Source organism: Halomonas organivorans (genome assembly GCF_014192055.1).
In the GTDB taxonomy this organism is placed as follows: Bacteria; Pseudomonadota; Gammaproteobacteria; order Pseudomonadales; family Halomonadaceae; genus Halomonas; species Halomonas organivorans.
In genome coordinates this window covers 1-5421 of the sequence record NZ_JACHXM010000060.1, presented here as the reverse complement: position 1 = coordinate 5421, position 5421 = coordinate 1, and the positions used below count along the sequence as shown (strand labels likewise).

At 66.9% G+C, this 5421-nt stretch carries 5 protein-coding genes and 1 pseudogene; 3 read left to right on the top strand and 3 right to left on the bottom strand.

The genetic code is table 11. From position 1 onward, the window contains the following. From FHR96_RS22190 to FHR96_RS22180, 3 genes are all read right to left on the bottom strand, one after another. A partial coding sequence (locus FHR96_RS22190; protein ID WP_183389892.1) for a TRAP transporter large permease subunit occupies positions 1-503 on the bottom strand: 503 nt, incomplete at its 3' end. Further along, the gene (locus tag FHR96_RS22185; protein WP_183389891.1) at positions 500-1123 is read right to left on the bottom strand and encodes a TRAP transporter small permease subunit; all 624 of its coding nucleotides are present in this window, start codon (positions 1121-1123) and stop codon (positions 500-502) included. The genes FHR96_RS22185 and FHR96_RS22190, both read right to left, overlap by 4 nt. A 93-nt stretch (positions 1124-1216) precedes the next feature. Then, entirely contained in the window at positions 1217-2236 is a 1020-nt protein-coding gene (locus FHR96_RS22180) for a TRAP transporter substrate-binding protein (RefSeq protein ID WP_183389890.1), read from the bottom strand. 234 nt (positions 2237-2470) lie between these two features. Here FHR96_RS22180 and FHR96_RS22175 point away from each other — a divergent pair, with 234 nt between their 5' ends. The 3 genes and pseudogenes from FHR96_RS22175 to FHR96_RS22165 form a co-directional block, all read left to right on the top strand. Beyond that, entirely contained in the window at positions 2471-4216 is a 1746-nt protein-coding gene (locus tag FHR96_RS22175) for an IlvD/Edd family dehydratase (RefSeq protein ID WP_183389889.1), read from the top strand. A 104-nt stretch (positions 4217-4320) separates the two neighbouring features. Further along, a complete protein-coding gene (locus FHR96_RS22170) occupies positions 4321-5097 on the top strand; it encodes an SDR family oxidoreductase (RefSeq protein ID WP_183389888.1) in 777 nt (258 codons plus the stop codon). A gap of 92 nt (positions 5098-5189) precedes the next feature. Beyond that, positions 5190-5421 (top strand): annotated as a pseudogene (locus FHR96_RS22165) (dihydroxy-acid dehydratase); the annotation flags it as partial.

Here is a 5421-nt window from a genome sequence, read left to right as displayed (position 1 = left end):
GCGATCAGCCCGTAGATGATCAGCACGATCGACGGCGGCATCATGGTGCCCAGCGCGCCGCCGGCACAGACCACGCCGATCGACAGGTGCTTGTCGTAGCCCAGGCGTAGCATCTGCGGCAGCGCCAGGATGCCCAGCAGCACGATCTCGCCGCCGATGATCCCCGACAGCGCGGCCAGGAAGAAGGCCACCACGATGGTCTGCACCGCCACGCCGCCGGGCAGGCGACCGGCGAACACGCGCATGGCGTTGAACAGGTCCCTGGCGATCCCCGATCGGTCGAGTAGCGAGGCCATCAACACGAACATCGGCACCGCCACCAGCGAATATTCGGTGACGAAGCCGTAGACGCGGCTGGTGACCAGCGGCAGGGCGTTGGGCCCGAACCAGCCGAAGGTGAAGGAGAGCGCGACCAGGCCGGTGATGAAGGCCAGCGGCAGGCCGGTGACCAGCAGGGCGAAGATCAGCCCCACCAGCAGCAGTGTTCCGTCGGCAATGCTCATGATGCTGTCTCTTTGGATACGGTATCGGGCCGGCGACGCAGCGAGCGGCTCAGGTGCAGCAGCGCCTGGATGCACATGATGGCCAGTGCCAGCAGGATCACGCCCTTCACCAGGGCCGGGAACGGCGGGTTCCAGGAGGTGCCGGAACGCTCCAGCTGCCACTCGCCGAGCGGGTTGTGGGAGGCCGCCCAGAACATGGTGTAGGCGGCGTAGGTCATGCCCAGGCAGAAGCCGAAGGTCACCAGGTCGTTGAAGCGGTCGAGCCACAGGCGGAAGCGTGGGCCGACGGCGTCGTAGAGCACCTTGACGCGAATGTGGCGATCGCTGGCCAGCGCCGCCGGGCCGCCAAGGGCGAAGCCGACTGCCACCAGCATCACCACGCTCTCGTGAACCCAGGAAGTGGGCGAGTCGAAGCCGTAGCGCATGATGACCTCGTAGACGCTGATGGCCATGGCGATGAACACCAGCCAGGCGGCGCCTCGGGCGGCCAGGACCACGCCGCGGTCGAAGGCGCCGCGGGCCTCGCTGGCGGTCTCCGGCTCGCTGGCGACCGCGGTCTCGCGAGTGGCGGCAGGTTCGTCGCCCAGCGCGAGGCGATCGTCGGGAAGGGGGGAAGACATGACTCCTCCGGGGTGGCGCGCGGAGCGCCGTCATGAACGTCGGGAAAGGCGGCGGTGCCGGAGCACCGCCGCCCGGGGGCAGTCGATCGGGGATTACAGCTGGCCGCGAGCCTTGAGGAAGGCGGTGGCCTGGTCGTAGATCTTCTGCGTCATCTCGTTGCGGCCGGCCCACTCGGCCCACTCCTGCTCGGCGGCCTGGCGGAACTTCTTGCGCTCCGCGACGGGCAGGTCGACGGGGTGCACGTCCGGGTTCTCGTTGAGCGCCTGCAGGGTCTCGATGTCCTGCTCCTTGAGACGGGCGATCAGGTCATAGGCCATGTCGTCGAAGGCGGTCTCGAGGGTGACCTGCAGGTCCTCGGGCAGGCCGTCCCAGATCTCCTTGTTGAGCGACACGGCGATCATCGGCATGGAGTGGAAGCCCGGGTAGAGCGGGTAGGGCGCGAACTCGTGGATGCCCATGGCGTCGTTGTTGGACAGTACCGTGGAATCGGCGGCGTCGATCACGCCCTTCTCCAGGCCGGTGTAGACCTCGGAGCCCGGCAGGTTGACCGGGGTGGCGCCGATGCGCTCGAAGATGTTGTAGACCATGCCCTGGGGCGCGCGGATCTTGAGGCCCTGGAAATCGTCGATGGAATCGATCTCGACGGTGGAGGGGATCGACTCCAGCGGGAAGGTCGCGGCGCTGATCAGGTGCGTGCCGTAGGGGGCGGCCAGCTCGTTGTAGAGCTCCTCGCCGCCGGCATGCTTCATGAATTCCAGGAAGTCGTAGGGGTTGCTCCAGGCGCCGACCAGGTTACCGATCATGCCGAAGGCCGGATCCTGACCGGAGAAGTAGCTCGGGTCGGTCATGTGGCCCTGGAGGATACCGGAGGACACCGCCTGCAGGGTCTCGGTGGGGCCGACCACCGAATTGATCGGCAGGATCTCGATGTGCACGCGGCCATCGGTCATGGTCTCGATCTTGTCGGCCCACTCCTGCTTGATCTTGAAGCTGGGCTCGCCGGCGGTCTCGGAGGCCTGGAACTTCCACTCGTACTCCGCCGCCTGGGCGGTGGAAAGGCCGAGCATCAGCGCCGTGCCGGTGAGCAGCAGGCTGGGCTTGAGGTTGGGCATCTGAACTCTCCATCGAAGCTGTTGTTGTGTTGCGGCGTCGCATCTGGCGGTGCGTCGCGGGCCTTAAATGTTGTACATACACGATATTTGTTCAACATATACTTTCGTATGTGTCGACTACGCGTCGACTTCAGGCTACCGTCATGCCAAGGCCTCGCCGCATACCGGCGATGAATTCGAGGCGATGCCCTCGACACGAGACAGGCCGCGAGACGCGATTAAGGAGAGACTTCCATGACCGACAACAAGCGCCGGTTGCGCAGCGCCGAGTGGTTCGGCAGTGCCGACAAGAATGGCTTCATGTATCGCAGCTGGATGAAGAACCAGGGCATTCCCGATCACGAGTTCCAGGGCAAGCCGATCATCGGCATCTGCAACACCTGGTCGGAGCTGACGCCCTGCAACGCGCACTTCCGCAAGATCGCCGAACACGTCAAGAAGGGCATCCTCGAGGCCGGCGGCTTCCCGGTGGAGTTCCCGGTGTTCTCCAATGGCGAGTCCAACCTGCGGCCTACGGCGATGTTCACCCGCAACCTGGCCAGCATGGACGTCGAGGAAGCGATTCGCGGCAACCCGCTGGACGCGGTGGTGCTGCTGGTGGGCTGCGACAAGACCACGCCGGCGTTGCTGATGGGCGCGGCGAGCTGCGATCTGCCGACCATCGTGGTGACCGGCGGGCCGATGCTCAACGGCAAGCACGAGGGCAAGGATATCGGCTCCGGTACCGTGGTCTGGCAGCTCTCCGAACAGGTCAAGGCGGGCAAGATCTCGATCCACGACTTCATGGCCGCAGAAGCTGGCATGTCGCGCTCGGCGGGCACCTGCAACACCATGGGTACCGCCTCGACCATGGCCTGCATGGCGGAGTCGCTCGGCACCTCGCTGCCGCACAATGCGGCGATCCCGGCGGTCGACTCGCGGCGCTACGTGCTGGCTCACCTGTCCGGCAACCGCATCGTCGAGATGGTCGACGAGGACCTCAAGCTGTCCAAGGTGCTGACCCGCGAAGCCTTCGAGAACGCCATCCGCACCAACGCGGCGATCGGCGGCTCGACCAATGCGGTGATCCACCTCAAGGCCATCGCCGGGCGCATCGGCGTCGACCTGGCACTGGACGACTGGACGCGTATCGGTCGTGGCACGCCGACCATCGTCGACCTGCAGCCCTCGGGGCGCTTCCTGATGGAGGAGTTCTACTACGCCGGCGGCCTGCCCGCGGTGCTCAAGCGCCTCGGCGAAGCCGACCGCCTGCCACACAAGGACGCCCTGACCGTCAACGGCAAGACGCTGTGGGAGAACGTCTGTGACGCGCCGCTCTACAACGACGAGGTGATCCGCCCGCTGGATAGCCCGTTGCGCGAGGACGGCGGCATGTGCGTGCTGCGCGGCAACCTGGCGCCGGGCGGTGCGGTGCTCAAGCCGTCGGCGGCGAGCCCCGAGCTGATGCAGCATCGCGGTCGCGCCGTGGTGTTCGAGAACTTCGACGACTACAAGGCGCGTATCAACGATCCCGACCTGGAGGTCGATGCCGACAGCATCCTGGTGATGAAGAACTGCGGGCCGCGCGGTTATCACGGCATGGCCGAGGTCGGCAACATGGGCCTGCCGTCCAAGCTGCTGGAGCAGGGCGTCACCGACATGGTGCGCATCTCCGACGCCCGCATGAGCGGCACCGCCTACGGCACGGTGGTGCTGCACGTGGCCCCGGAAGCGGCGGCCGGCGGCCCGCTGGCGGCGGTGCGCAACGGCGACTGGATCGAGCTCGACTGCGACACCGGCCGGCTGCACCTGGAGGTCGACGAGGCCGAACTCGCCTCGCGCCTGGCCGAGGGCGATCCGACGGCGGAATCAAAGGAGATCGCCCGCAGCGGCGGCTACCGCCAGCTTTACATCGAGCACGTGCTGCAGGCCGACGAAGGCTGCGACTTCGATTTCCTGGTCGGCATGCGCGGCGCCGACGTGCCGCGGCATTCGCACTGATGCCCTGTCGAGAGGAGAGGCGACATGGTGGCGGAAGCAGAAGGCCCGCGGGGCGCCGAGGTCGGTGGCAGCCGGTCGCGTGCCCCGTGCCGGGAGCCTGAGACATGACAGGTCGACTGGTCGACAAGCGCATCCTGGTGACCGGCGCCGCCGCCGGCATCGGGCGCGCCATCGCCGAAGCCTGTGTCCGCGAGGGCGCCGCGGTGGCCCTGCTGGATCGGGACGAAGCGGGCATCGAACGACTGGCTGCCCGGTTCCGACATCAGGGCCACGAGGCGCTGGCCATGGCGGCTGACATTGCCGACCGCGACGAGGTGGAGGCCGCCGTGTCGCGGGCCCGCGAGGCACTGGGGCCGTTGACCACGCTGATCAACAATGCCGGCATGAACGTCTTCCACGCGCCATTGACCATGCCGGACGAGGCCTGGCGGCGCTGCCTGGAGGTCGACCTGGAAGGCGCCTGGCACTGTAGCCGGGCCGCGCTGCCGGACCTGCTCGAGCAAGGCGGTGGAGCCATCATCAACATCGCCTCCACCCATGCCTTCTCGATCATTCCCGGCTGTTTTCCCTACCCGGTGGCCAAGCATGGGCTGATCGGCATGACACGAGCCCTCGGCATCGAATATGCCCAGCGCGGTGTGCGGGTGAACGCCATTGCGCCGGGCTACATCGCCACCCCCGCCGTCGAGGCGCATTGGCAGACGTTCGATGATCCGGATGCCGCACGGGCGAGCATCGAGGCGTTGCTGCCACCCGGGCGCCTGGGACGCCCCGAGGAAGTGGCCATGACGGCCGTCTTCCTGGCCTCGGACGAGGCTCCCTTCATCAATGCGGCCTGCCTGACGATCGATGGCGGTCGCAGCGTGGTGTACCACGACTGACGAGTCGCCTGGCCAATCGCTGGGAAGCCGCGTGTTTCCCGAATACACGGTGCTGATCCCATGGTCGAGATCAGCGACTGACGAGACCTTCGATGACTGCCCACAAGATCACCCCCGACCGGCTGCGCTCGCGCGACTGGTTCGACAACCCGGACCACCCCGGCACCACCGCGCTGTGCCTGGAGCGCTACATGAACCAGGGCATCACCCTGGAGGAGCTGACCAGCGGCCGCCCGATCATCGGCATCTGCCAGTCGGGCTCGGACCTCACGCCCTGCAACCGCCACCACATCGAGCTGGTGAAGCGGGTCAAGGACGGCATTC